Below are 22,536 nucleotides of genomic sequence, written 5' to 3'. Positions count from 1 at the left end.
CAATACGTCTGTCCGTCCTCCTATTTAATCAACTTGTACCTTGGCATAATCCTTGGAAATAAAGAAACACGAAATGGCACCCAGGATAAAACAGACCCCTACAAAAGCCAATGCATTTCTTGGATCGCCCAAAAACAATGAATCATAAAAAAATGGTACGGTAGCCATACTTATAAATTGGGGAACCACTATAAACATGTTAAAAATGCCCATGTATACCCCCATACGCTCCTTGGGAACCGAATACGATAGAATAACATAAGGCACCGCCATAATGGATGCCCAAGCAACCCCCACCATAAACATACATATATAAAACATGGTGGTCGTGGTCGCAATTTGCATAGCAATAAAACCAATGGCCCCTATCATTAAGAAAACGGCATGCGTTAATCTATGTCCCAATTTTTTTCCTATCCATGGAATGGCAAAGGAAATTGTAAAGCAGGCCACACTAAATATGGCCAGACTTATACCCCCATAAAAGGCTCCCTTTTCAAAATCCGGATGTTCCGGTGATGCAGCACCAAATACGTGGCGTGAAATGGCCAGGGAAAGATATTGCCACATTAACGGCAGGCCGTACCAAACAAAGAACATGACCCACCACAGCTGTTTCATTATTTTGGGCATATCCTGAAATGCCTCCTTGATTTCAGTAAAAACTTTGGCAATACTTCCTTTTTCCCTCTTTAGTTTTTCAATATCCTCTGGAGGATATTCGTCCGTGGTAAAAATGGTCCATAACACAGTACCCAGCATGACCATTGCCCCTAAGACGAAGGAATATTTTATAAAATTCGGAATCCCATTGGCATTCTCGAGCTCAACGATTTCGCCATATGCCCCAAGGGTTATGATTCCCAATAAACCTAGTATCCAAGGCATAATATTTGCTGAAAATTGTCCTAGGCCAACAAAAAAACTCTGTACCGAAAACCCTAAGGTTCGCTGTTCCTGTGGTAATTTGTCCGCAATAAAAGCTCTAAAGGGTTCCATGGCAATGTTCATAGAGGCATCCAGAATCCATAACAGTCCTGCCGCCATCCAAAGCGTGGAGGAATAGGGCATAAAAATCAGGGCAATACTCGCTATAACAGCACCCACTAAGAAATACGGGCGTCGACGTCCCAATTTTGTCCAAGTTTTATCGCTCATGGCCCCTATGATGGGCTGAACTAACAATCCTGTAAGCGGTCCTGCCAGCCACAACCACGGAATTTGCGCCTCATCTGCCCCTAAATATCTGTAAATAGGACTCATGTTGGCCTGTTGCAGACCGAATCCGAACTGAATACCCAGAAATCCGAAATTCATATTCCAAATTTGCCAGAAACTTAACTTAGGTTTGTTTAACATAGGTATATTGATGGAGGTTAGAATATTATTTTCTTAATATGTCAAAAGTTTATTGGAACCTTCTTCAAGGTTATCCTTCCATTTCAATAAGCAGGTAAAGGCCAAAAGATACATGCCCTATCTCCAAAATATCGTATCAAAAGAACCTACTAAAGCTATGCATTTCATTTGATAATCTTGTTTGTTTTTTTTTAAAAGTCGTCCCTATAAAGATGGGTAGCAGTCCTCTAGTTTCATGGAGGTCATAACGAAATAAGGAATAAAAAGTAAAAGAGCTGACCTTAGTCACCTAAACATCAACTCTATTTACATTTCAATCGAAAAAACAATCAACCAACCTAAAAAATCTATATTTCGTCCCAGGCCTTCCTGTCCATCAAGATGATGGTATTCCAACCTAGTTATTTACATCTTTTCACCATCTGTCCCACCAACCAAAAATCGTTTCTCAATTGACTATTTAACAAAGGGATTTTGAACGATTTTGGAGCATCAATATTTAGTAAGTTTTGGAACAATCTTGGTGTAAGTTATATCTAAAATTGGCTTTAAATATTAAATTGATTAACGAAAACGATTTCGAAATGAACGAAAACGTTTTAGATTTTCTATTTTTTAGTATATTTAATATAAATCCACACCCAAGATGAAACCTGTTACCTTAAAAGAAATAGCAGATCAACTTAATATTTCTGTGACTACTGTTTCAAAAGCCCTAAAGGACTATCCGGACATTAGTAAAAAAACCAAGGCCTTGGTGAAAGAGTTGGCCCAGACCCTGAACTATAAGCCCAATGCTTTTGCCGTAAACCTAAGGACCAAGGAATCCAAGACCATTGGCCTGATAATTCCAGAAATTGTACACCATTTTTTTTCCAGCGTTATCAAGGGCATTGTTGCCCAGGCAGAAAAAAAAGGATATCTGGTCATAATTCTTCAGTCCAATGAATCCTATGAATTGGAAAAAAAACAGATTCAACTGTTATTGAGGCAACGCGTTGATGGTATTTTAATATCCTTGGCCAATGGCACTGCAGATTATAATCACCTTACCGATGTTCTGGCCCAGGATAAACCCTTGGTAATGTTCGATAAGATTGCCAAATTGGTAAAATGCTCCAAGGTTATCATCGATGACAGAAAAGCAGCCTATGTGGCAACACAACATTTAATTGATACAGGCTGTAAGCGAATTGCCCATTTCAGAGGCGCCCTTTTGCCTCAAAATTCCATTGACCGGTTTCTTGGTTACAAAAAGGCCCTATTGGATAATAATATGCCGTACGATCCTTCTCTGGTCTATATATGCGAATGTGGAGATAATAGTTTTGAAGAGGGAAAAATGAATGCGCGCCAATTGCTAAAAGACCACAAGGATGTGGATGGTATTTTTATAAATACGGATTTAGTTGCTATTGGCGCCATTACTGAATTCAATGAACAAGGTGTAAAAATTCCAGAAGATATTGCGGTCGTAGGATTTAGCAATTGGTTTATGTCCTCCGTAATTTCCCCAAGTTTAACCACGATAGACCAACCAGGGTATGAGATGGGAAAGGCAGCTTTTAAACAACTTTACAAGGAAATGCAACAGGTGAAAAATAAAGAAGCCATTGTTTATAAGGACATTGTTTTGGAAACAGGCCTAATTAAACGGCAATCCACCAAAGAGGTTCTGCTGGGTGAAGTTTGATATTGGTGCTGAAATTAAGATATGTATTTAGGTTTATATTTCTGTAAATAAGCCAACCTACACGTACAACTGACGCCCTACCATGAATTCTATTCATTGCCTTTGTTCTTCCCCTTCCGCTTTAATTGTACTATTGTCGGGTGTCATTGGGACTTACTAATTCATACCGAATAACTACGAATGATTAAAATGTTTATAGGACGTAGGTAAGTTCTTCATTATAACGTACTAGAGGTAATTCAGTTTAAAATTGACGGTGCATTACCAACAATAGTTCCATATCACCCAAACCACTTACTGACAAGTTAAAAGGCATTTTAAAAATTAGTCATCCTCGTTATAATTCACGATGGTTGAAACATACTGCCAAAAAACAAGTGGCAAATAATAAACCCGATAACCGAAAGGATTATACCTATTAAAAAAACATCAAAAGATTTTCGCAAAAGCCTGTGTTTTCTATCAATTGATTTCCCAAGATAAAAAGTATCCAAAGCTATTGATTTATAGAGGTCGTCCCCTTTATAAATTAAATTGGTCAGTTGGTCGGAATATTCCTTTTCCTCCATACCGTGAAAATTACCGAAATACAATAAATTGGCAACTTTTGTATTGCCATGCGTGAGTTCTGGTCGTGTGGCCAAAACGGCAAAAGTTATAGATATTAAATTAGTAAGAAGCATCATAACCGCAGGGAAAATTAAATGTGGATCCTTGTCCAATTGCTGCATTACGGTACCTATAATTATGGAAAGAATCAAGGCATTTATGGTTATTAGAATATGAGATTTTCGGTCGATCATGGTATTCAACGTATAATGATTTTTGGACACCAACCGGAAGAGTGTTTCGGCCCCACGCTCAGATCTTGGTTCTACTTTTGCCAGTTTCTTTTTAAGTTCCTTGAGCCTATTTTTATCAATGCCAAGTTCTTCCATTAGTTGATGGTCTATTACTTTGTTTATTTTCTTGGTCTCTTTTTGTGATTCGTCCATAACGTTATACTTTTTGTTCCAATCAATTTTAAATTGGTCCTGTTATGGCAATGCTATGTAAATACACCCATTTACCATAAAAAATTTATTGCCTTTTTCCTCTTACTGAACTATTTTACTGATACTTTCATTAAAAAAAGTAATAGCCATTGCTTCGTCGACATTTTTCATGGGTAGCACTGCCCCCTTAAAATCTTCATTCATCCAGTCGCCGTAAGTAATCGCATCAAATTCACTGGTATCAATACTTTCATGCCCTTTATAACCGGAGGTGTACAGATAAAAGTCATCTATGATAGAATCAGGAATGGCCATTCCAAAACCTACTCCAATCGGATTACTAGTGCCAATAATTTCGTAGCCCCCTGTATCAAAATGATGGGGCCATACGCGAATAGTTGTACTCAGCATCATTTTATTGACTACGCTTTCTAGGGCGCGTTGGGCAATTTTTCGATAACCCAGCATCTTGTCCAAGTCATCTTGCAGAGGTTTTGAAAATACAAAATCATCGGTCATCTTACCGTAGGGCAGTTCATAATGAAGTTTGTAACTATAGGTTTTAGACGCACCCAATGTCTTTGTAACCTCCTTTATCCATTTTACAATTTCACGATGCGATTTTCCATCGAGGTATATGGTCATCCGTGTGGTATCGTTGCTTATCCAATGCAATGAAAATTGTACATAATCCAGTGCAATTTTGAATCCGTTATCATTTAAGGGCCAGGTTTCCAAATACCCGGTATTGGCATCGAACCCTAAGTTGGTATGGCTATCATCTTTCTTTTTTTCCAAAAAACTAATTCCGGCCGTGGCCAAGTACTGTGCAGCCAAGTGCATCATGTTTTCCATTATAATTTCTTTTAAGGGGTTATACCCGCATAGTTAATTCCAGTTAAGCGATGCATATCATAATCGAATGTCGATAGGTCATCAAAATTGAACTTTGTAATATCGTCATGACCGCATGCCCGAGCGATTACCTTAATGAGATCATTTGTCGCATCAAAGAAATTTTGCAATTGCTTCGCAGAAGAATCGATTATCAACCTACTGCGAAGCGACTCTTTTTGAGTAGCGATGCCGACCGGACAATTGTTGCTGCCACAAGCACGCATGCCCAGACATCCAATGGCCTGAAGAGCAGCGTTAGAGACGGCTATAGCGTCGGCACCTAACATTAGGGCCTTGGCAAAATCCTCGGCGACCCTGAGTCCACCGGTAATAATCAAAGTCACATGGTCGGCACCGACCTTATCCAAATATTTTCTGGCTCGCGCTAATGCCGGAATTGTAGGCACGTTGATATTGTCACGTAAAATTGTCGGGGCAGAACCTGTTCCGCCACCACGACCATCAAGAATAATATAATCAACGCCAACATCAAGGGCGAACTGGATATCCTTTTCGATATGGCTGGCCGCTATTTTGAATCCTATGGGAATGCCTCCCGTTCGCTCCCGCACCTTTTTAGCAAAAGCTTTAAAATCTTCCACGCCATGGAAATTGGGAAAGGCAGCTGGAGAAATTGCCGTTTCCCCTGCTTTCAACCCTCTAACTTCAGCGATTTCCGCACTTACTTTAGTGCCTGGCAAATGGCCTCCTGTGCCCGTTTTGGCACCTTGACCGCCTTTAAAGTGGAAAGCTTGTACATTATCCAATTTATCCCAAGAAAATCCAAACTGTGCCGATGCCAACTCATAAAAATAGTTGTTGTTATTGGCTTGTTCCTCGGGCAGCATACCGCCTTCCCCAGAACAAATACCGGTGCCTGCCAGTTCAGCCCCCTTCGATAGGGCTATTTTTGCTTCACGGGAAAGTGCCCCAAAGCTCATATCGCTAACGAATAGTGGAATAGCGAGACTCAAGGGTTTCTTGGCGTTGGGCCCGATGACCGTTCGGGTGACGACCTTCTCTTCGTCCAACAGGGGTCTGCTTGCCAATTGGGCCGGCAAGAATTGGATATCGTTCCATTTAGGAAGGGTATTTCTATCTACTCCCATTGATGCGGAAGGCCCATGGTGACCCAAATTTTTTAGGCCGTTTTTGGCAAGCTCCTTTATATAACCTGTGTAAGGTTCTGTATCTTCGGGATGCGTATCGGCATAAGCCCCCAAATATTCGTCCCGCTTGAAGGGCTGCGCATTTTTGCTCAAATAAGCATTAATTTCCGCTTCATCTACATACAGCTTTCCACCATCGGTTTTGGTGGTGAATTTATGTAAAACCTCTTCGTTATTGTACTCGGAAACCCCGGTATCATAACGATAATCCCATCCATGAACACCACAAATGAGGTTATCACCGTCTATATGGCCGTCGGCCATCAATGCTCCTCGGTGGAGGCATCTGCCATACAGTACTGAAAGAGTATCATCAAATTTGACAATGACAAGATCAAGATCGTTGACCAATGCGTGGACCGGTTTTTTATTTTCTAAATCGTCTAGGAGAGCAATTTCTATTGGTTTTTTCATATGTGATTATTTGTTTACCTATTCCCTTATAGTAGTTGAAATTTTCAATTAAGTTTAAATGGTAATACCGACTCCTAAAACTGTTGCTTGTTACAAAAATTAGCTAAATCAATTAATCCGTATAATGTCCGAATATCTAAAGATATTTGTTGGTTCCAAACCAAGACTTTCTTCTTGGTAAAGTTCAGGTGGGACACTAATATCTCCAACATATAACTCACCTACCACACTTTTTGCATCACTTGCAAACAATCCCATTTTCGGCATAGCCAGAGTCAAAGTTGCCAAGGCCCGAATGGCAGGTTCGTAAAGTGTGCCACGGTTTAGATCCAGTCCTGATGGTGTATCCAAGGCCACAATAGGAGTATTTTGGTTATTGGCCCAATGTATCATAGTAGCAGCCGAACTACGAGGATTTCCCTTTAAACTATATCCAATTATCCCGTCAAGAATGGCATCGGGCTTGATAAGCTTGTCCATCCCAGTTTCCGATTCTATGGATACACCCATCCGTTTTAAAATAGTGTATTGATGGGCGGGAATTGGAGTAAATCGTTCGTAGGGGGCAGTGGTAAATACCCTGACCTTTGCTCCCCAATTGTGTAAGCGTCTTGCCGCTACCAAGGCTCCTCCCCCATTTCCACCGGTTCCGGCCAGAACCACTATACTCTTTCCCGATACGTCCCCGTCCAAAAATCGTTCCTTGACAAGAATGGCAAGACAACGGCCAGCATTTTCCATCATCTGGATCAATTCAATATGATATTCTTCTGTCATCAATCGGTCTACCTCAATCATTTGAGGTGTGTTGATCTTTAAGAAATTGGTGTAGCTGCCCTTTATATAAGTATTCATATAACTTGGTTTTGATCCATATTTATGCTTTTCTTAAAGATACTTAAATTGAAATACATCTCAGGTTCCTTAAAAATCACAACCTCACCTAAACTGCAAATATTGAAGCCTTAAGAATTACAACGATTGGAAAAGCGTGTTTTTAGAAATAGACGGGCCTAAGAATCTTCCTGACAATATTCTTGGATAATATTTTAAATATTTTGGCCCAGGCGGTTATTGACCATATTTCTGGAGAGAATAAAATTCACTAAAACTACCAATCACCTTGTTGAGCCTAAAAGAGGAATATCGAAATAATTTGTGAAGTTTATATCGATATCCCAAACTTCTAGGTCTTTCAAACCAACAAAAAAAAACGATTGGAATACAGTTTAAGACATTCGTAATACTCTTCTTGGCTTTGTTTACTAAACAGACGTGGCCCAACAACTTCCTGACAAATTCATAAATAAAAAACAAACCTTTAAATATTATGGCAATTGTCAGGATTACTTATTTCTTCGTCTAGTAGTGGGAATACAAACGCATGTGCGACCTTATTCTGAAAAAATAAAACATGAAAAAAATATTGTTAGTTAGCAGTGCCATACTTTTTTTTGTAGCAATAATCTACTTAAACAATCGCTTCGGGCTGCTATCCATGGCAGGACTCAATGGAAAGGGACTGCCCGCTAAAGTCGTAAAGGGCAACCTGGCAAATGCTTCCGGAATTTCCTTTATCAAAATTGATCATTCCAAATGGCATTCTTTACTCAATAAATATGTGGAGGAGGATGGTAAAGTGGACTACGACGGCTTCATAAATGAAAAAGACGAATTGAATAATTACTTGGAATATCTTTCAAAACAGCTCCCTAACAATGACTGGTCCGTACAAGAACAATTAGCGTACTACATTAATCTATATAATGCACATACAGTAAATCTAATTATCCAGAATTATCCAGTAAAGAGTATAAAAGAAATTGATGGGGCCTGGACAACTGAGTTTATAAAAATAGGCAACAAAGAACTCTCCCTAGGCGCATTGGAGCACAGTATCCTCCGAAAAATGAACGAACCAAGGATTCATTTTGCCATTAACTGTGCCTCGGGCTCCTGTCCAAAATTGCTTAACAAGGCTTATTTGCCAGAAAAACTGGACGACCAATTGGAAGAAGCCGCCCATGGTTTTATCAATTCGGACAATAACAACATTGGTAAAAAAGAGTTGCACTTATCCCGTATCTTCAAATGGTACAAAAATGATTTTTTAGATGGGGACCTTCTTCAATACATAAAGCCATATACCACAGTGATAATCGCACCGGATGCAAGAATTAAATATAAGGAATACGATTGGAGCCTAAACGAAAAGGACTAGTTTTCGTTTCGTTTTATTTTGTCCAAGATTTTTTTCTTGGCCGTATCGTCCATGGATACAGAATCTTTTGGGGTCGAAGACATCAATCGCGAAAGAGCCCGACCTATCAAAGCGGATTGTTTTTCATATGATCGACATGTTTTACAAAAGGCTAAGTGCGTTCTATACTTTAACCTTTCCGTAAAAGATAATTTGGCAGTTTCTTCTAATTCCACCATTTCAGTAATCCTCTTACAGGAAAAAGTTACGCTACCCAAAATTCTTCTGATTATATACATTGCAATTCTATTTAATCCAAAAGTTTTAACGAATCCAATTGGAGTCTATACATTTTTTAAGCATTAATTTCGCGCGGTGCACGATCTGCCAATAATTGGACTGTGTTACCTTCATTTCCTGACATATTTGATCCGCACTTTTATCCGAAAGATACTTGGAAACTATGGCCAACTGCCACTTATCGGGTAAATTGCCTACACAATTTTCCATTATTCCTTTAAATTCCTCGTCGTCCAGAAGATGAACTTCTTCTTCCCATGCCACCTCCTTAGCTGAAGGTAACCAATTGTCATGGGAATCAAAAAAAGAGTTGGTTTGGTTTATGAACTTCAATTCTGCACCCTTATTTGCTTTGGTAGCGGATTTGGCCTTTTTTCGATAATGGTCTATTAATTTATTATTTAGTATGGCAAAAAGCCAGGTCTTGGGCTGACTATTGTGCTTGAAATTTTTGAAACCTTTAACCGCCGACAAAAACGTTTCCTGCACCAAGTCTTCTGCTACTTCTTTTGAAGATGTTTTATGATAAGCCCAGCCGAACAAGGCATCGGAATAGAGATTGAACCAGTTCTCCATTGTTTTATTTGTTTCGCTAACATCTGGCATCTTAAAAATATTAATTGATGAAACTATCCATAGCAGTATAAAGTAAAATATTGGTTAACTATTCGGCCAATACCTCAAACAATTGGACTCCAAATAATACTTTCCCTTACAGAGTCTGTAAAATTCCTTATTAACCAAGGTACTTGAGGACAATATCTTAGGTATTGAATCAGTGATTAAATTAAAATTATTTGGAATGCTTGTCAGGATTAATTTAATGACCGTCTGTTCATTCACAATAATTAAATACAACATGAAGAAAACAATAAAAATTATATCCTTAACATTAGGGGTTGGACTAGTTATAGCCATTGCGGTTGCATATTATATGTTCAACATGCCCAAACGCGATGTACAATCAGCTAAAACAGATTTCAGTGTTTCGTCTACCGATATTGTAAATGAATACCTGGCCGATGCCGCTTTGGCCAATGCGAAATACTTGCAGGAAGAAGGGGACTCCAAAATATTGGCCATTACCGGAACCGTCGTATCCATTAGTGAAGACCTGAACAATCAAAAAGTAATTCTGCTAAAAAACAGTGGGGACAAGGCAGGAGTGAGTTGCACCTTCACAGCAGAAACGAACCAGAACACAGAACACCTACAAATTGGCCAAACTGTAAAGGTTAAAGGCGTAATAAGGTCAGGAGCCGGGTTTGATGAAGACCTGGACCTATATGAAGATGTTATTTTGGAAAAATGTGATTTAGTATCAAAATAGATTAATAACAATTTAAAAACAGTAAAAAATGAAAAAAGTATCAGTAATAGCAGTAGTATTTGCAATTGTATCATTGTATGCCTTTAAGCCGTTGGCAGACAAATTAGTGAGTAAGGATGGCCATATCAGTTTCTTTTCACATACCGCTTTAGAGGACATAACGGCCAATAACTACAAGGTAGTAAGTACTCTTGACAAAACAACTGGAGACGTCGTCTTTTCGGTGCCAATGCAGAGCTTCGAATTTGAAAAAGCGCTTATGCAAAAACATTTTAACAGCAATAAATTCCTGGATACGAAAAAACATCCAAAAGCTAAGTTTACGGGAAAAATAGGGAATCTGGGGGATATTGATTTTTCAAAAGATGGCACCTACACAGCAACTGTAACCGGTAACCTTGACATCAAAGGCGAAACAAAGGTCTTAAATGAAAAAGCAACCATTTCCGTAGAAGGCGAAAAGGTAACCCTCGACTCCAAAATGACTATAGTTTTGGCGGATTACGGTATAACTTTTTCCGGAGGTAAACCATCTACCAACATAGCAAAAGAGGTAGAGGTTACCGTCAAGTCCATATACGCCAAACAGTAGCCTTAAAATAATTTTCAATAACAACACCATGGAACAATATTTAAGAATAGCATTGATTGGACTGTTGATCAGTTTTTTAGGTTCGCTCCCTTTGGGAACCTTAAATATTACTGCTTTTCAAATTGCCGCTTTTCAAAATGTTTGGAATGCCATTACCTTCTCCCTTGGTGTTGTTCTTGTAGAATTGGTTGTGGTTAGGCTTACCCTAATGGGAGCAAAAACCCTGGATCTGGGAAATAGAATTTTTTTATATCTGATGCCACTGGCCGTACTTCTTTTAATGTATATGTCCTATTCAAGTTTTAGTACTATTGGGCATCCCTTGGATTTAAAAGCCAATACCAATGTAATCCCTATGGTAAAATCCTCTTTTATTTTGGGATTGTTGTTGAGTGCCCTTAATCCTATGCACATTCCGTTTTGGATGGGTTGGAATAGCATATTGGTATCCAAAAATAAATTAAACAACAACAGGGGCATGTATTCCTTTTACATTCTCGGAATAGGTTTAGGCTCTACATTGGGATTGCTCATTTTTATTCTTACCGGTAAATATGTTTTTCAAAACTACCAGCATTTCCAATATATAATATCGTATGGCACTGGTGCTCTATACCTAGTCTTTTCAACATATCTACTGTTTTTGTACTATAAAAAACACCTAAAACCAATTATAACTTAATAATTATGTTCAATTCCTCTTTTCAAACTCTAGAGTCGTTCAAGGAAGTGCTTACGCAACTTCCGGAGGCTATTTACACCAAACCGTGTCCAATCTTATCCAATGCCACCATTGGACAGCACACAAGACATATTATTGAACTATATCAGTGCCTTGTACAGGGATATGGGACCGGATCGGTTTCCTATGATAGGCGCCAAAGGGACAAAAGGATAGAGACCGATGTGCATTTTGCCACTTTTCAACTAGTGCAAATTCAGATCAGCCTTGAGAAACCAAATAAAAAATTGAATATATCCTTTGATTTGAATGGACACGAACAAGAATTGGAATCCAACTATTTTCGGGAAGTAATGTATAATCTGGAACATACCATACATCATGAGGCCCTAATAAAGGTGGGCATCAATCTCTTAACGGACATTAAGCTCCCTGATTCTTTTGGGGTAGCGCCTTCTACATTAAAATACAGAAAACAATGTGCACAGTAAGTTTTATTTCGACAAACAATAAATTTATTATCACCTCCAATCGGGATGAACATACCTCACGTCCCACGGCTATTGAGCCCAAGGAAGAAATAATTAATGGCAGTAAGATAATATACCCCAAGGACCCCAAGGCAGGGGGAACCTGGTTTGCCATTAAAGAAAATGGCATGATCGCTGTTTTGCTCAATGGCGCTTTTCAAAAGCACATCCCTAAAGACAATTATTCAAGGAGCAGGGGTTTATTGTTATTGGACATCATCAGCAATGCAAATCCTTTCTTATGCATATCTGAAATAGCCTTGGAAAACATAGAACCCTTTACCCTTATTCTATTCGACGCTGAAATATTGATTGAATTTCGTTGGGATGGTACCAATAAGCACTTTAAGGAAATGGATATGGAAGAAAATCACATTTGGTCCTCATCCACACTGTACGACCCTCCTGTAATTCGTGGCCGTGAAGCCCTTTTTACAAAATTTATAAACGGTACGGAAAAACTGGATGAAGACAAGATTATCGATTTTCATATGGAGAATAATGACGATTACGAAAATGGCTTCGTCATCAATAGAAATAATGCCCTAAGAACATTTAGCGTTACCCAGGCGGTTTTTGAAGAGAATGAAATTTCCTTAAATCATTTGGACCTACTGAACAAAGGGAAACATTCAATTTTAATGCGCCTCGGTTTAATGACAAAACAGTTGATATGAATTATCTACAATTAAAAATATTTCGTTTAAAACATTGGGAATATTGGCCCATGTGGGCAATATACTACCCTATTTTCCCAATATGGGCCTTTTTCGCGATCAAGGCGAGATCCTTTTTTTTCTTTAATGCCGTAAATCCAAACATTAAAAATGGAGGAATGGCCATGGAATCAAAAAAAGAAATCTACGATATTATCCCTTCCCAATACATTCCAAAAACATTATTGGTCAAAAAAAATTCGCTCTTAAAAAATATACTGCAAGAAGCATTGGCGGCCGGAATCAATTTTCCAATGATTGCCAAACCCGATATAGGTTTGAAAGCATTAGGTGTTGAAAAATTGGAAAATAGTAACGATCTTCTGTCTTATATGATTAAATCTTCAAAAGATTTCCTGATTCAGGAACTCATTGAATATCCTAACGAAATAGGATTGTTCTATGTTCGGTTTCCTGATGAAAATAAGGGTACTATAACTGGCATTGTTTCCAAGGAATTTTTAGCCGTTAAAGGTAATGGGCAGGACTCAATACTACAATTGATCCAACAGAATCCAAGAAGTTATTTTCAGTTGGCATCCTTAAAACAAAAGTATGGACAGGCCTTGGGTCAAATATTGAAAGCCGGTGAAAATTTTATTTTAGTGCCTTATGGGAGTCATACTCGTGGAGCAAAATTTCTGGACGTATCCCATCAAATAAACAATGAATTACTAGAAACCATCAACAATATTTGTGTACAGATTCCAGGATTTTACTTCGGGAGATTGGATATTCGTTACGATTCTTTTGAAGAACTATCCGCCGGAAAGAATTTTAGCATAATTGAAATAAACGGAGCTGGTAGCGAACCTACCCATATCTATGACCCCAAACATTCCCTGTTCTTTGCATGGAAGGAAATCTCAAGACATTGGAAACTGCTGTATCAGATTAGCCGGATAAACCATAGTAAAGGTCACAAATACCTTAGCTTCAAAGACGGACGGAAAATGTTGCGGGCAAATAGCAAACTGGAGGCACAGTTGAAATTGATTTAAAATGAACACACATTTCCTTTACACATTTATGATTTCGATTTTTCTGAATACCATAGCCCAGGCACAATCAGACAATAAAGAATTGAATCTAAAAGTGACAAATTTAGGATTATCCGTTCAAGTTTATCCTGCAGGTATTATCCCAACGGTTAACCTGGAACAATATTTAACAAAACGTTCCTCACTGGTCTACCGACTAGGCGCCAATATAGTGGACCGCCAAGATTTTAGTACCGAAAATGATGAGGAAAAGGGAGGGGGATTTGGAGCTTCCATAGGGTATCGAATTCACTATCCATTGCAGAATGGAGAAATTATTGCAGGCATAAATATGGATGTCTGGAACCTATGGATTGACTGGAGAGACAAATTACCCTTTCAAAATATGACATCGGGCACCACCTATACCTTGGTCTTACAACCTTGGTTGGAGACCGGTTATTTTTTCCATCTTAAAAACTCCAACTCAAAAATTGGAATAACTACTGGTTTTGGCAGGGAAATCAACACCATTGTGGACGGGAAACAGGTAGCACAGGATTGGATAGCCAGTGTTACGGTACAATATGTACTTTCCCTAAATAAGTAGGTTGAATATGCCTCCATTTATTTCTCTGCCTAGAACATTTTTTTTATTCCTTTTACTATATACAGTCGGCTATGGTCAGATTCCAAAAAAGCAATTCAATGAAAGTGATTTTGACCTTGAACAATACTCAGAATTTACCGCCAATAAAATAATACCCATTGATTTAACCTCTCAAGTATTAGTGGCACTTTCCTTTTATCCCCAACTGAGTACGACGAAAATTATCTTTAGGAATCGTGATAGGAAAACCCCTCTTAGCTCGCGACCAAGTATTTGGAGTATATTAAAGAAAAAAGAAAATCGCACATACATTATTACCATTAGTTCCTTGTCCAGCAAAAAACTAACCCCAATTCTGTATTCAAATTTGCCCTACAATACACAAATTGGGGTTTTAGGTCATGAATTGGCACATATTTCAGATTATGGTACTAAAAATAACTGGCAATTGTTGGGCCTGTTCCTAAAACTGATACGCTCCAAAAATGTAGATAAATTTGAATACCGTACCGATCGCAGTTGTATAGCACATGGCCTAGGCTACCAATTGTATGCTTGGAGCAAATATGTAAGACAGAAATTACAAATTCCGGAATGGCGCGGGGAACCGGATAGGAATTACAAAAAGCGAAAAATTTCCCAACCCCAACGGTATATGAATCCTTTTACAATTGAATGTTATATGGATTCCTATGATCTCTATAAAAATATTAGATGAAAGATGCCAACTTATACTATTCTAAGTCCTTAATGCCATCCAAAATTCCTTACTCTTAAATAATTCACATAAATCATTCCGTAGTGTCAGCCCGCTTAACCCCTGGCCCAAAAGCCTTCCAAATCTTTTTGATGGCTATAACTACCAATAAACACAAAAAACCAATAACGAGACCGGTAATAAATTCGCCCAAAATAGCCGGTATGCCAATAAGCCAATGATGTAGCCATTCAATTTTATGCACAAAAATGCCCCCGACCACTAGAACCAGGCCATTCGGCTTTGACTTCTTTCCAAACCTCTGGCCGCTCCGCTAACTATTTTCCCCTATAAAATGGTAGATCCTGTTGAGAAGTTCCTTGGGATCGTCTATTATAAAAGAAGGGGCAAGTATGTTCGCAGCATGCACCTCACGTCTGGTAAGGTTGTTGGTTACGGCAAAGACGTTCATCCCTGCCGCAATTCCGGCCTTAATCCCATTTAGCGAATCTTCAATTACCAAACATTCTTCAGGTTCCATTTTGAGCATATCTTTAACTTTAAGGTATATCTCCGGATGCGGCTTTCCCTGTACAATATCATCGCTGGTAAGGATAAAATCTAATTTTCCCCGGATTCCCATGGCCTCGATCACCTTTTCAGCCTCACGGCAATGCGACATGGTGGCCAGCACTGTTCGAAAATTATCCCCGTGAACTCTACGTAGCAAATCAAGGTTATACTTACAAAAATGACCGGATAGGAGGTTTTTATCGTTGAGCATTTGATGGTATATGGCAAGCCTGCTTGTAATAATCCTCTCTTTGACAGTTTCTGAATCAAGGCCGTCCAAATGTTCCGATAAGGGCTTTTTGTATTCCTCAAAAAGTCCATCCACAACTCCGGCCCTGGGAAGCCCCACATACTTCCCGAAACTGTCCATCACCATTTTTTGTAACACCGACCCCTTTGTCAAAATCTGAATGGCCTGGGCATAGGATTCCGCCTTTAATATTTCGGTATGTACCAGGGTTCCATCAAGATCAAAAATTATTGCTTTTATCATCTTGTCCTTAAATTGGCCATAATTATTGAAAAGTGTAACTTTTTTTCACCATCTCCGATAGTCTAAAGTATCCGTATGCATAATTTTCCGGATTGCTAACATTGACACAATTTCCTTTAAGGGGGACGGGAGTAGAACTAAAAAGACCAGTACCTCCCGACTGTTCTATAAGTATCCCTATGAAATTGGAATACTGTTCGGAGATACCGTAAAACTCGATATCAATGATATCACCAGGAACAAATGCCTCTATTTTATCCGTGCTTTCATCTTCCTCCTTTTCAAAATACCAACTAATTTCGTTCCCGTTTATAAATTCATCATCCGCATCCTCCAGATAAGGCAAAAGATCGCCCCGTTCTTTGAACTTAAAAAGGTAATAATTTTCTTCCTCTTCGGGATCAGTAAATATAACGTTAACTTCAAGATCCTCATCGTTAAAACCTTTTTTTCGGGATTGGGTAAGGTCTGAAATATCTACTACCGGCATTAATTTCTCCGTGGCCGTATAGGTTTCATTATTATAAATAACTTCCAAGGTATATGTCCCGTTTAATACCGGTACAAAAGATGTCGTGGTATATTCCCCATTGTTTTGGTCTTCAAATGCATATGTTGCCCCATTAGCGTTGTTAGTGACGATAACGGAGGCCCCGGTTACACTGGAATTGTTATTGTTGCCAAAATAGGGCATGGAAGTGCTTAGCTTAATAGTTTGTTCATTCCCTGAAGTTCCTTTTTCCCAATCCAAAGAGGCTTCGATAGTTAATCTTGCCGGTGCCGTTTGCACGTCAACATCTATTACATCTGTACAGGCACTAAAGGTAATCAGGATGGAAATAATTGCAAGTGTTATATATGTCTTCATTTTCTATTAAAATTTAAAGTTATAGGTTACTGATGGCACAATGCCGAAAATTGCCGTTCTGGTGGCTTCATTGGCTCCCGTATCCACATTCTGTCCAAAAGAGATGGAAGCTGCATTTTTGTGATTATAAACATTATATAAACCTAGGACCCACTCCCCTTTCCATCTATTATTGGGTTTTCTATTGGGTCTATAAGTAGCGGAAACATCCAATCTATGATACGCTGGCAAGCGATCGGAATTTCTATCCGAGTAACTGGCAATGGACAGGTCTTCATAGGTATACTGACCGTTGGGATAAGTAACCGGTCTACCTGTTTGAAAGACCAGATTGGTCCCAAACGACCATTTCTCATTTAATTCATAGGCCCCTGTCAAAGAAAAATCATGGGTCCTGTCATAAGCGGTGTTGTACCACTTTCCATCACTGATTCCCAAACCTCCTGCATTGCCTCCTGGAGTTCGTTGTTCAGATTTTGCCAAGGTATAGGCAAACCATCCGGTAAACCTACCTTCATTTTTCCTGGCCAAAAATTCAAGCCCATAAGCCCTTGATTCCCCATTCAAAATTTCTGTCTCAATATTGTTGGCCCCTATTAAATCAGATCCGTCTATATAATCTATTCTGTTATCCGTGGTCTTGTAATAGGCTTCCACCTCCATGGAATACATTTTATCGTTGAAATTTCTAAAATAGCCCAAGGCATATTGATCCGACAATTGTGGTTTTACAAATTTGCCGCTGGGTGTCCAAACATCCAGAGGCGTAACCGAAGTGGTATTGGACAATAAATGAATATACTGTGCTGCACGTGAATAGCCGGCCTTTACTGAAGACAAATCGTTCAACTGAAATGCAAGGGAAAGCCTTGGTTCCAAATTGCCAAAAGTTTTAATAGTTTCACTTTTCCCATAATAGGTCTCCCCTACTGCAGTACCTCTTTCGTAAATACCCAATAGTTGGTTATACACCACTGGTTTATCATCCGCATATTCTGTCATTGCCTGCCCTCCCATGCGACTAAATGTGCTATAACGAAGGCCGTACTGTACCGTTAACTTATCGGTTAGCTTATGTTCCGCATTAATGTACAGTGCACTTTCAAACGCTTTTTTACGGTCCAGGGACAATGGATTAATTTCCGATGATTCTGAAGTAGGCCGAATTTGCCCCGGATCAAAATCGTAATAAATACCACTTGCCCCAAAATCCAGTTTAAATTTTTCACTGGTATAATACTTTAAATCATATTTTATATTGTAGTTGTTTATAGAGGAAATCCAATCGAACTCTTCAATTACAATACCCAGGTCATAGTCGTACTTGCTATATATCAATGATAGGTTGGAAAACAATCTATCATTAAAAATATGGTTCCATCGCAAATTTCCCGACAAGTTTCCGTAACTGCTATTAAAACTTTCCCCTAATTCAAAGGCATCCCTACCAAAATATCCGGAAAGAAAGAGCTGGTTATTCCCATTAAGGTTGTAATTGGTCTTAAGATTCAAATCATAAAAATTTGCACTGTTGTCTTTTCCTGCAGCCTTCAACAGCAAATGGGCATATGATCCTCTTCCAGCAATTAAGAAAGAACCTTTTTCATTGAACATAGGGCCTTCCAAGGCCAATCTGCTAGAAATAATTCCGATTCCCCCGGTCATGGCAAAATTTTTGCTATTCCCATCCTTTTGGCGTACATCCAAAACTGAAGAGGTTCTTCCTCCAAATCGCGCAGGAATACCTCCCTTGTACAATTTAATATCCTTGATGGCATCTGCATTAAAGACCGAAAAGAATCCTAGTAAATGGGATGTGTTGTAAATAATGGCCTCGTCCAAGAGTACCAAATTTTGGTCTGCCGCACCACCTCTAACATGAAACCCACTGGAGCCCTCGCCATTATTGGTAACTCCTGGAAGCATTTGTAGGGATTTTATAATATCCAACTCCCCTAATACCACTGGCATTTGTTTTACTGTTTTAATGTTTAGTTTGGAAACGCTCATCTCCGGCTTTCTAAGGATAGCACGTTCCGGTTCCTCGGCAGTCACCACAATTTCGTCCAGTTGGGTAGAAAACTCCATGATTTCAAAATCTATTTTTTGATCCCGATCTAGGACTATTTCCTTTTTTAATTCAGTAAAACCGATATAGGAAATAATAATTTTGTAATTCCCTTTTGGAGCGGTAAGGGAGTAAAAACCATATTCGTTGGTGGTAACACCTATCGTGGTCCCCTCCAAAAAAACAGAAGCCCCAAAAAGGGCCTCCCCATTACTCCCATCCGCAATGGCACCACTTACGGTATACCTTTCCTGAGCGGATAATACTGTTGTGAATAATAAAAATGTTAGAAAAATATTTTTCATTCTTTGATTATTGAATATTTCTTTAATGATTGTTCGTTTGTTCTTTTTTAATAAGTACCTATGACAGCCCTATGCCGTTACCTTGTAGTTTTGATTGATGAATAAACCTCCTAAGTGTATTGGGTACCTCTGCTGATTACTTGTTAATTTTTGCTACATCTAATTTGCTTTATACTTACAGTGGTTAAAATTTATTTTTTTGTTCCTTCTTAATCCATATTACCAAATAGGCATGTGCCTACATTATCTTTTCCCTGGTTGGTCCAACCCAATAAACCGATGGTTCCATTAGGTACTGTCAAGATTCTTTCCATAATTCCTCGGCAAAATTGTGAATTCATTTCCTTTCAAACGTTCCGTAATGAAAATCCGAACCTTATTTTGAGAATAGTGTTTCATTGGGATTTGCAATTCGGCTAGAGGCTATGTTGGAATTTAGTAATGTGGACCAAGAGCCTCTATGGGAATATCCGTTTCCAGAATATAGATGCACTATACCTTTCCTAGGCCTACTTGTAATTTTGGCAATAACACTTTCTATTACCAACCACCTAAAAAATAATAAACTGCCCCCCTCAACAAAGGATGCTAATTCTCTATTTTGATTTCTTGATTTCAATTTTTGATATTCATGTTTATGATATGGCCTATTGACATCCGAAAAAAATAAAGGTTGCATATCTTCCCTAAAAAAAATTATTTCAATTTTCAGCTGCCAAGTTTATTCCGCTAAAACATGCCCTATTTAGTGGCTTTTGGGGTAAAGGAGTATGGGTGAAATTAAATTGTCCAAAAATATTTTTCTGTTTAGATGCAACTTTTTCCACTATTGTTTGTCTATTAATTTGAAATCCCCCCTGATTGGACCGTTAAAACCATTTTTTTAGTTGAAAACCAATATCCGTTTTACACACCAGGAACTTGTTGAAAAGAGCAAGTTGGGCGACCGAAACTCACAGTTTCAATTGTATGAACAGTATGTAGATGCTATGTACAATGTTAGTATGAGGATGTTGTGCAGTAAGGAAGATGCTGAAGATACCGTTCAGGACAGTTTTGTTGAAGCTTTCAAGAATTTGGGGAATTTTAGATATGAGAGCACATTTGGTTCTTGGCTAAAAAGAATTGTAATCAATAAAAGTATCAACCATTTAAAATTAAAACGGATTCCCTTAGTGCCAATAATTGACCATGAATATCATCTCACTGAAGAACCAATTGAAAACGTAAAGGACATAGATATAGAAAAGGTAAAAAGAGGCATTAAACAGCTTCCACCGGGTTACCAGCAGATTATACACCTATACTTGATAGAAGGATACGATCATGAAGAAATTGGGGAAGTATTGGAAATATCAAAATCCACCTCTAAATCCCAGTACCACAGGGCTAAGAAAAAGTTACTTGAAATTATAAAAGAAATGTAATGGATTATTTTGAAAAACATATAAGGGACAACAAGGCATTGTTCGATGAACACAAGGCAGACAGATCTAAAATGTGGGCCAAAATAGAATCCGAACTGTCCAATACGAAGCCAAAGGTAGTTCCGTTGTGGAAATCCCCGTTATTTCGTGTGGCAGCCAGTATTGTGTTGGTCTTGCTTTTGTCTATCCTAATCGGTATTACAGTGTATGGCGGACAGCTCTCCGGCTCGCAGAACAGTGTGGTCTCCCAAGAACTCCTGGATATTGATATGCATTATAGCAACTTGGTACAGCATCAAGTACAATTAGTAAAAAATCATCCCGACCTAGCACAGGAAGACAAAGACGAATTTCTATCGTTCATGGACGAATTGGATGAAGAATACGGAGTTTTAAAATTGGAAATGGAAAAAAACCTCGGCAACGAAAGGGTCTTGGAGGCTATTATTGGCAATTACAAAAAAAGGATAGAACTCATAGAAAACTTATTGAGGCAAATAAATGATTCAAAAATGATAAATGACGATTATGGATACACCTTATAAAAACTCGCTATTATGTCTAGCCATGGTCCTAATGGCCAATTTAATGCTAGCCCAGGAAAAAGTATCGAAAACCATATCGGAGACTTTTGAAATGTCCAATGCCGGAGAACTCCAAGTGGACAACAAATATGGCAACATAACTATCCACGGGTGGTCCAAGAACAATATTTCGATTGCTGTAGATATTACTACCACGCATAAAAAAAGGGAGAACGCACAAAACCTATTGGATCGTATTGAGCCTAGAATTAAATCCATGACCGATTTTGTGACTATTAGTTCGGAAATTGCAGAAAAAAACAAAGGTTTTTTGGCCGAGTATTTCAACAAGGCAAATCCGTTCGACTTTGACCGAAGCAATATACAGATAAATTACTCCATTTATTTACCCGCCAATGCGGTGGTGGACATCAATAATAAGTTTGGGGATGTCATTTTAGAGGATTGGACCGGCAAATTAAAAATAGACGTACAGCATGGCGATATTTGGATCAACAAAAACCTTAAAAACGCAGACATTGTCCTAAAATATGGTAAGCTGAAGGCCAAGAATATAAACTTTGGAAGTATCAATTTAAAAAATGGCAGTTTATCCCTTGGCAAATCCAAGGATTTAAGACTCACCAGTAGCGGTTCAGCTATAGATATAGAGGAGATTACCTCCTTGGAAATCTATTCCAGTAAAGATGAAATTACCATTGACGCCGTGGAAGACATACACGGGGCATTGGAATTCTCCAACGTAGCATTGGAGAATGTGGACGATGAAATTGATCTGGTCATGAAAATCGCGGAATTTAAAGTATCGAACATTCATAGTGCGGATGCCAAGATCAAAATTCAGCAACAATCCTCGGAAATAGTTCTTAATGTTCAGGATTTCTCCTTTAGGTTTAATGCAACCTTGGAGGAAGGATTGTTGCGTCTTCCTAAAACCTTCGAAAATGTAGAAACCCAAATGATAGATAAGGGAAAAAGAATACGCGATATAAAGGCTACTTACGGCAATTCCAAACTGGGTTCCATTTCCATTACAGGTGAAAAAGGGGTAATACTTTTAAAGGAACTTTAATTTAAATTAAAAAAAAAGTGA

22 protein-coding genes are annotated in these 22,536 nt (G+C 38.6%); 13 read left to right on the top strand and 9 right to left on the bottom strand.

Features of this window, described 5'->3' with window-relative positions; translation table 11 throughout:
• Window positions 1-24: 24 nt before the first annotated feature.
• Window positions 25-1,317, bottom strand: coding sequence for an MFS transporter (locus tag KO529_RS04555; protein ID WP_215946716.1), 1,293 nt, complete (start codon window positions 1,315-1,317; stop codon window positions 25-27).
• A 688-nt stretch (window positions 1,318-2,005) separates the two neighbouring features.
• Between KO529_RS04555 and KO529_RS04550 the strand changes: the two genes are divergently transcribed.
• Complete coding sequence (locus KO529_RS04550) at window positions 2,006-3,052, top strand: LacI family DNA-binding transcriptional regulator (RefSeq protein WP_215946715.1); 1,047 nt, start codon at window positions 2,006-2,008, stop codon at window positions 3,050-3,052.
• Between the two features lie 344 nt (window positions 3,053-3,396).
• Here the strand turns inward: KO529_RS04550 and KO529_RS04545 are convergent, their stop codons facing one another.
• From KO529_RS04545 to KO529_RS04530, 4 genes are all read right to left on the bottom strand, one after another.
• Complete coding sequence (locus KO529_RS04545; RefSeq protein WP_215946714.1) at window positions 3,397-4,047, bottom strand: Pycsar system effector family protein; 651 nt, start codon at window positions 4,045-4,047, stop codon at window positions 3,397-3,399.
• Window positions 4,048-4,149: 102 nt separating this feature from the next.
• Window positions 4,150-4,902 (bottom strand): hypothetical protein, encoded by a 753-nt coding sequence (locus tag KO529_RS04540; protein WP_215946713.1) that lies wholly within the window; start codon window positions 4,900-4,902, stop codon window positions 4,150-4,152.
• 11 nt (window positions 4,903-4,913) lie between these two features.
• A complete protein-coding gene (locus KO529_RS04535; protein WP_215946712.1) occupies window positions 4,914-6,527 on the bottom strand; it encodes a glutamate synthase-related protein in 1,614 nt (537 codons plus the stop codon).
• Between the two features lie 108 nt (window positions 6,528-6,635).
• On the bottom strand, window positions 6,636-7,382 hold the full coding sequence (locus tag KO529_RS04530) for an NAD(P)H-hydrate epimerase (protein ID WP_215946711.1): 747 nt from the start codon (window positions 7,380-7,382) through the stop codon (window positions 6,636-6,638).
• Between the two features lie 559 nt (window positions 7,383-7,941).
• Here KO529_RS04530 and KO529_RS04525 point away from each other — a divergent pair.
• Complete coding sequence (locus tag KO529_RS04525; RefSeq protein ID WP_215946710.1) at window positions 7,942-8,748, top strand: DUF547 domain-containing protein; 807 nt, start codon at window positions 7,942-7,944, stop codon at window positions 8,746-8,748.
• A 303-nt stretch (window positions 8,749-9,051) separates the two neighbouring features.
• Here KO529_RS04525 and KO529_RS04520 read toward each other — a convergent pair whose 3' ends face one another.
• Window positions 9,052-9,633, bottom strand: coding sequence for a sigma-70 family RNA polymerase sigma factor (locus tag KO529_RS04520; protein ID WP_215946709.1), 582 nt, complete (start codon window positions 9,631-9,633; stop codon window positions 9,052-9,054).
• 253 nt (window positions 9,634-9,886) lie between these two features.
• On the opposite strand from KO529_RS04520, the gene KO529_RS04515 reads away from it, so the two are divergent.
• Genes KO529_RS04515 through KO529_RS04480 form a run of 8 tightly spaced genes read left to right on the top strand, consistent with a single transcriptional unit; the run spans window position 9,887 to window position 15,185 of the window.
• A complete protein-coding gene (locus KO529_RS04515) occupies window positions 9,887-10,357 on the top strand; it encodes an OB-fold putative lipoprotein (RefSeq protein ID WP_215946708.1) in 471 nt (156 codons plus the stop codon).
• 28 nt (window positions 10,358-10,385) lie between these two features.
• On the top strand, window positions 10,386-10,949 hold the full coding sequence (locus tag KO529_RS04510; protein WP_215946707.1) for a YceI family protein: 564 nt from the start codon (window positions 10,386-10,388) through the stop codon (window positions 10,947-10,949).
• Between the two features lie 28 nt (window positions 10,950-10,977).
• Window positions 10,978-11,631 (top strand): LysE family transporter, encoded by a 654-nt coding sequence (locus tag KO529_RS04505; protein WP_215946706.1) that lies wholly within the window; start codon window positions 10,978-10,980, stop codon window positions 11,629-11,631.
• 5 nt (window positions 11,632-11,636) lie between these two features.
• Complete coding sequence (locus tag KO529_RS04500; protein ID WP_215946705.1) at window positions 11,637-12,122, top strand: DinB family protein; 486 nt, start codon at window positions 11,637-11,639, stop codon at window positions 12,120-12,122.
• Entirely contained in the window at window positions 12,110-12,838 is a 729-nt protein-coding gene (locus tag KO529_RS04495) for an NRDE family protein (protein WP_215946704.1), read from the top strand. Before KO529_RS04500 ends, KO529_RS04495 begins: the two co-directional genes overlap by 13 nt.
• Window positions 12,835-13,878, top strand: coding sequence for a D-alanine--D-alanine ligase (locus tag KO529_RS04490; protein WP_215946703.1), 1,044 nt, complete (start codon window positions 12,835-12,837; stop codon window positions 13,876-13,878). The genes KO529_RS04495 and KO529_RS04490 overlap by 4 nt, the downstream gene beginning before the upstream one ends.
• A gap of 1 nt (window position 13,879) precedes the next feature.
• Window positions 13,880-14,467: a hypothetical protein gene (locus KO529_RS04485; RefSeq protein WP_215946702.1), complete on the top strand. Its 588-nt coding sequence runs from the start codon at window positions 13,880-13,882 to the stop codon at window positions 14,465-14,467.
• Window positions 14,468-14,474: 7 nt separating this feature from the next.
• Window positions 14,475-15,185 (top strand): hypothetical protein, encoded by a 711-nt coding sequence (locus KO529_RS04480; RefSeq protein ID WP_215946701.1) that lies wholly within the window; start codon window positions 14,475-14,477, stop codon window positions 15,183-15,185.
• Between the two features lie 313 nt (window positions 15,186-15,498).
• Here KO529_RS04480 and KO529_RS04475 read toward each other — a convergent pair whose 3' ends face one another.
• Genes KO529_RS04475 through KO529_RS04465 form a run of 3 tightly spaced genes read right to left on the bottom strand, consistent with a single transcriptional unit; the run spans window position 15,499 to window position 19,471 of the window.
• A complete protein-coding gene (locus KO529_RS04475) occupies window positions 15,499-16,230 on the bottom strand; it encodes an HAD family hydrolase (protein ID WP_215946700.1) in 732 nt (243 codons plus the stop codon).
• Between the two features lie 22 nt (window positions 16,231-16,252).
• Window positions 16,253-17,098, bottom strand: coding sequence for a DUF4249 family protein (locus KO529_RS04470; RefSeq protein ID WP_215946699.1), 846 nt, complete (start codon window positions 17,096-17,098; stop codon window positions 16,253-16,255).
• A 6-nt stretch (window positions 17,099-17,104) separates the two neighbouring features.
• Complete coding sequence (locus tag KO529_RS04465; protein ID WP_215946698.1) at window positions 17,105-19,471, bottom strand: TonB-dependent receptor; 2,367 nt, start codon at window positions 19,469-19,471, stop codon at window positions 17,105-17,107.
• Between the two features lie 887 nt (window positions 19,472-20,358).
• Between KO529_RS04465 and KO529_RS04460 the strand changes: the two genes are divergently transcribed.
• From KO529_RS04460 to KO529_RS04450, 3 genes are read left to right on the top strand one after another with little or no spacing between them, the layout of a single operon-like run.
• Window positions 20,359-20,898, top strand: a complete 540-nt coding sequence (locus KO529_RS04460; protein WP_247097211.1) for an RNA polymerase sigma factor — start codon at window positions 20,359-20,361, stop codon at window positions 20,896-20,898.
• Window positions 20,898-21,443 (top strand): hypothetical protein, encoded by a 546-nt coding sequence (locus tag KO529_RS04455; protein ID WP_215946697.1) that lies wholly within the window; start codon window positions 20,898-20,900, stop codon window positions 21,441-21,443. The genes KO529_RS04460 and KO529_RS04455 overlap by 1 nt, the downstream gene beginning before the upstream one ends.
• Complete coding sequence (locus KO529_RS04450; protein WP_215946696.1) at window positions 21,418-22,515, top strand: hypothetical protein; 1,098 nt, start codon at window positions 21,418-21,420, stop codon at window positions 22,513-22,515. Before KO529_RS04455 ends, KO529_RS04450 begins: the two co-directional genes overlap by 26 nt.
• Window positions 22,516-22,536: the final 21 nt, after the last annotated feature.

Source organism: Arenibacter algicola (assembly GCF_018860365.1).
GTDB classification, from domain to species: domain Bacteria; phylum Bacteroidota; class Bacteroidia; order Flavobacteriales; family Flavobacteriaceae; genus Arenibacter; species Arenibacter algicola_B.
This window is presented reverse-complemented; position numbering and strand designations above follow the sequence as displayed.

Coding starts and splice junctions, on each gene's coding strand:
- KO529_RS04555 (WP_215946716.1), bottom strand. CDS start 1,317: ATGAATTTCGGATTTCTGGGTATTCAGTTCGGATTCGGTCTGCAACAG.
- KO529_RS04550 (WP_215946715.1), top strand. CDS start 2,006: ATGAAACCTGTTACCTTAAAAGAAATAGCAGATCAACTTAATATTTCT.
- KO529_RS04545 (WP_215946714.1), bottom strand. CDS start 4,047: ATGGACGAATCACAAAAAGAGACCAAGAAAATAAACAAAGTAATAGAC.
- KO529_RS04540 (WP_215946713.1), bottom strand. CDS start 4,902: ATGGAAAACATGATGCACTTGGCTGCACAGTACTTGGCCACGGCCGGA.
- KO529_RS04535 (WP_215946712.1), bottom strand. CDS start 6,527: ATGAAAAAACCAATAGAAATTGCTCTCCTAGACGATTTAGAAAATAAA.
- KO529_RS04530 (WP_215946711.1), bottom strand. CDS start 7,382: ATGAATACTTATATAAAGGGCAGCTACACCAATTTCTTAAAGATCAAC.
- KO529_RS04525 (WP_215946710.1), top strand. CDS start 7,942: ATGAAAAAAATATTGTTAGTTAGCAGTGCCATACTTTTTTTTGTAGCA.
- KO529_RS04520 (WP_215946709.1), bottom strand. CDS start 9,633: ATGCCAGATGTTAGCGAAACAAATAAAACAATGGAGAACTGGTTCAAT.
- KO529_RS04515 (WP_215946708.1), top strand. CDS start 9,887: ATGAAGAAAACAATAAAAATTATATCCTTAACATTAGGGGTTGGACTA.
- KO529_RS04510 (WP_215946707.1), top strand. CDS start 10,386: ATGAAAAAAGTATCAGTAATAGCAGTAGTATTTGCAATTGTATCATTG.
- KO529_RS04505 (WP_215946706.1), top strand. CDS start 10,978: ATGGAACAATATTTAAGAATAGCATTGATTGGACTGTTGATCAGTTTT.
- KO529_RS04500 (WP_215946705.1), top strand. CDS start 11,637: ATGTTCAATTCCTCTTTTCAAACTCTAGAGTCGTTCAAGGAAGTGCTT.
- KO529_RS04495 (WP_215946704.1), top strand. CDS start 12,110: ATGTGCACAGTAAGTTTTATTTCGACAAACAATAAATTTATTATCACC.
- KO529_RS04490 (WP_215946703.1), top strand. CDS start 12,835: ATGAATTATCTACAATTAAAAATATTTCGTTTAAAACATTGGGAATAT.
- KO529_RS04485 (WP_215946702.1), top strand. CDS start 13,880: ATGAACACACATTTCCTTTACACATTTATGATTTCGATTTTTCTGAAT.
- KO529_RS04480 (WP_215946701.1), top strand. CDS start 14,475: ATGCCTCCATTTATTTCTCTGCCTAGAACATTTTTTTTATTCCTTTTA.
- KO529_RS04475 (WP_215946700.1), bottom strand. CDS start 16,230: ATGATAAAAGCAATAATTTTTGATCTTGATGGAACCCTGGTACATACC.
- KO529_RS04470 (WP_215946699.1), bottom strand. CDS start 17,098: ATGAAGACATATATAACACTTGCAATTATTTCCATCCTGATTACCTTT.
- KO529_RS04465 (WP_215946698.1), bottom strand. CDS start 19,471: ATGAAAAATATTTTTCTAACATTTTTATTATTCACAACAGTATTATCC.
- KO529_RS04455 (WP_215946697.1), top strand. CDS start 20,898: ATGGATTATTTTGAAAAACATATAAGGGACAACAAGGCATTGTTCGAT.
- KO529_RS04450 (WP_215946696.1), top strand. CDS start 21,418: ATGACGATTATGGATACACCTTATAAAAACTCGCTATTATGTCTAGCC.